Annotated in this window: 5 protein-coding genes; 4 read left to right on the top strand and 1 reads right to left on the bottom strand. The window is 60.8% G+C overall.

All coding sequences use genetic code 11. The annotated features are described in order from the left end of the window. The coding region (locus tag ACFHYO_RS15930) for a cation transporter (RefSeq protein WP_394321705.1) at positions 1-650 on the bottom strand (650 nt) is incomplete at its 3' end. Positions 651-706: 56 nt separating this feature from the next. On the opposite strand from ACFHYO_RS15930, the gene ACFHYO_RS15925 reads away from it, so the two are divergent. The 4 genes from ACFHYO_RS15925 to ACFHYO_RS15910 all read left to right on the top strand — a co-directional run. Beyond that, positions 707-1,051 (top strand): ArsR/SmtB family transcription factor, encoded by a 345-nt coding sequence (locus ACFHYO_RS15925; protein ID WP_036708219.1) that lies wholly within the window; start codon positions 707-709, stop codon positions 1,049-1,051. Next, complete coding sequence (locus ACFHYO_RS15920; protein WP_035746442.1) at positions 1,048-1,236, top strand: multicopper oxidase domain-containing protein; 189 nt, start codon at positions 1,048-1,050, stop codon at positions 1,234-1,236. Before ACFHYO_RS15925 ends, ACFHYO_RS15920 begins: the two co-directional genes overlap by 4 nt. Positions 1,237-1,696: 460 nt before the next feature. Continuing rightward, entirely contained in the window at positions 1,697-2,860 is a 1,164-nt protein-coding gene (locus tag ACFHYO_RS15915; protein ID WP_394321703.1) for an AAA family ATPase, read from the top strand. Further along, positions 2,853-3,264: hypothetical protein (locus ACFHYO_RS15910; protein ID WP_394321701.1), on the top strand; the 412-nt coding region annotated here is incomplete at its 3' end. The genes ACFHYO_RS15915 and ACFHYO_RS15910, both read left to right, overlap by 8 nt.

The raw sequence follows: 3,264 nt of genomic DNA, 5'->3' as shown, positions 1-3,264 counted from the left end.
CCCTTGCGGAACCGCAGCAGCGGCAGAACGGAGATGACGTTGACGACAAGGGCGATCATGCCAAGCAGGCCCATTAGACCTGCATCCGGCGTCGTCCGTTCGAAGACTCGCACGATGGTCGTGCCGAGGACGCCAAGGCCGAGCAGGCCGAGGAAGATGCCTTGGATCAAGGCCGACCGTGCCCGCCAGGCGAGGCTCCAGCCGATGGCCAGCAGGCCAAGGAACGTGATCGCGCCGTCGCCGATGAAATCGAGCGCATCGGCCTTCACGGCCTGCGATCCGGAAATGAAACCGCCGATCATTTCGAGGACCCCGTATCCCACGTTCAGGATCACGACGATCCAGAGGGCACGGCGGTAGGCCGGGTCCTGATGGGCGGGATTCGGCGGAATGTCTTCATCGCCCTCGATCCGGTCGAAGCCATAGCCTGTCACCGCGACTGCCTTTTCGATGTCCGGCAGGCGCACTTCGGGTGCAGTCAGTGTCATGATGTGCGTCGCGGCCGACACTTTCACATCGCCGGGCGCGACCCCGGCTGCCTGTGCCGCCCGCTCGATCTGCGCGGCATCCTTGGCGCAATCCATACCGGAAACCCGGTAACGGACGGGCGGGACATCTGCCGTCGATCCGGCATTTTCGGTGTTGGCCATGGTCGCGCTATTCCTGCTAGGATGAATCGAAGAACGACGTATCAGCGAGGAGTGATATGGCCCAAATCGTCGATGACCGCAAGAGCGCGACCATCGAGCGACGGGCGAAGCTGTTCCGCGGCTTCGCGGACCCGAGCCGCCTGGCCATCCTCGGTGCACTTTGCAACGAGCCATTGGCCGTTCACGAGATCGTCGAGCGGACCGAACTATCGCAACCCAACGTCTCCAACCATCTGAGGTGCCTGCTGGACTGCGGGCTTGTCGCCAGCGACCGCGAAGGGCGCTTCATCCGTTACCGTATCAGCAACCCGCGCATCACGGTCCTTCTGAACGATGTGGACGCACTTCTCGACGTGGTCGCAAAGGGTGTTGAGGCGTGTGACAATTATCGTGAGGCGTGAGTCAGAACGGACGGCCGGTCGACTCGGCGCAGATCGGTTGGAAAGATGTTGTCCGTGTGCAGGGTCCGACCGGAATCCTGCTGAGGTTCGACAAGCTGGCTTCGGAAGAGACACCATTCATGTATCACTGCCACATCCTCGAACACGAGGATGCGGGCATGATGGGGCAGTTTACGGTCACATAACAGGACCCCACCCGCTCGACACCGGGCGTCGTCAAGAGCTTACGTCTTCTTGCGGCGTTCTATCAGGTGCCGGTGTCGCCTTGTTGAAACGCATTACGGAGTATGTCTAGACCCGAACGGAGAACACCTCGCTAAGCTGCGGGTCCGCCGAAGCGGCCGTCCAGTCGCTCGGCAGCATTCGTCAAAAAGGGCTCCCTCAAGCCGTTCGCTGCGATCTGCGCGAACGGCTGCTTCGACGCTGCGGCCGTTCACTGAACCGTCTGTGACAGGCTGCTGAACTTATTTGTGAAAAACGACACCGGCCAATTAGCACAGAAGTCTACAGGCCTTCCACAAACGGCCGTTTGTTGCTCGGCGGATCCGTCCCATCAGAGAGCTCTGGGTTATTTGGGCCGAGGCAACGCCTTCGAGATGCCTCACGGAACCATCGATCAAAGGGAAAGTTTACAAAATTTGAGTTATGGTTGACAAAACTGCCAAGCTGATAGAAAAAGCGATCATGCAAGTTGACACACCTCTCATATCGGCACTCCTCGAAGCTGCCATGGCGGCGGATTACACCGCCGTGCGCCGTATCGGTGGCCAGATCGCGAAGCGTTTGGCGGAGCAGAACGACCTAGAAGGCGCGAAGGCGCTTCAGGCGCTCCTGCGGAAGCGTGGTGTGCCCCTGCAAACGTCCGGCTATACAGAGGCGCTGCCGCGCGATGCTGGTTCCCGTCTGCCCCTGATCGAAGAGGGGCAGTGGCCAACCACGCCGATCATGCTCGGCGGCGAGGCGGGTCACACAATCGCGCAGTTCATCGAGGACGCAAAGAACATCGGGCTCTTGGCAGAGAAGGGCGTCTCCGCGCGGCTTGGCCTGCTGCTTTACGGCCCACCGGGCACGGGCAAGACGCTTCTCGCCGGACACATGGCAGCTTCGCTGCGACGGCCGCTTTACGTCGCCCGCCTCGACTCCCTGATCTCCTCGCGGCTCGGCGAAACAGCAAAGAACATCAGGGGCATCTTTGAGTTCGTGCCGACCCGAAACGCGGTTCTTTTTCTCGACGAGATGGATGCTATCGCTAAGCTTCGGGATGATCGTCACGAGTTGGGCGAGCTAAAACGTGTAGTCAACACCGTGCTTCAGGGTCTCGACTCCCTGACGGACGATGTGGTCACCGTCGGTGCGACGAACCATCCGCACCTGCTTGATTCCGCCATATGGCGGCGATTTCCTTACAAGGCCGAGCTGAGCCTGCCTGACGAGGACGTGCGTTGCAGTATGTGGGAGCATTTCCTGTTTCAGGGGAATGCGGCGCACCAGACGGAGGCGCGCCTGCTGGCGCGTGTTTCCGACGGCCTGAGTGGCGCGGATATTGAGAATGTGGCGCTCGCCTCGCGGCGACGGGCGATCCTCACCAACCGTGAAGTAGATCTGGCGCAAATTCTTCTTGCGGTTAGCGGATCGAGGACCGGAAGCCCCCGACTGCTCGACGGTCGCGAGCTGGAAACGGCGGACAAGAAGATGCTGACGCGTCTTCTACACGAGAAGGGCTCCATTGGTCAGGCAGAGATTGGCAAGATCGTCGGCGTCAGCCGTCAGATGGTGCACCGCTATCTGAAGGAGGCGCACGATGGCTGAGAACCCACGGCGGCCGCTGCTGAATCCCGTCCTCCGCTTCATCAAGGACCCGAAGCCGGAAAGCGTCTCAGGCGGCGGCAAGAACGCGATGAGTATCATTGTGACACGCCTTCCGGAACAACGCCGCATGCTGTCTAGGCAGCTTATGGCCCTGTCCGAACGGGCGGCGGCGCGGCCGCGATTCGACGGCCGCATCGTTCTCTATGCGGCCATGTTCGACGACTCCCTTGCGCCCAGCTACACGCCGTCGGACCTCTTTCATTCAACGCGGGAAGCGCTTCTCATCGTGCCGTATCGCTCAGGATATCTTGTCGAGATGGCCGCGGACCAACTTCCAGCCTTCGCACATCTCGTACAGCACACTGGGCTGACGAAGGACCAGGTGGATATCTCCCGCGTGGAAT

The organism is Paracoccus panacisoli, from assembly GCF_042435015.1.
GTDB lineage: Bacteria > Pseudomonadota > Alphaproteobacteria > Rhodobacterales > Rhodobacteraceae > Paracoccus > Paracoccus panacisoli.
Note: the sequence above shows the minus strand (reverse complement) of the source record. Positions and strands in the feature narration are given on the sequence as shown.

Bases quoted from the DNA above. Each gene is read 5' to 3' on its own strand.
- ACFHYO_RS15925 (WP_036708219.1), top strand. From the start codon at position 707: ATGGCCCAAATCGTCGATGACCGCAAGAGCGCGACCATCGAGCGACGG.
- ACFHYO_RS15915 (WP_394321703.1), top strand. From the start codon at position 1,697: ATGGTTGACAAAACTGCCAAGCTGATAGAAAAAGCGATCATGCAAGTT.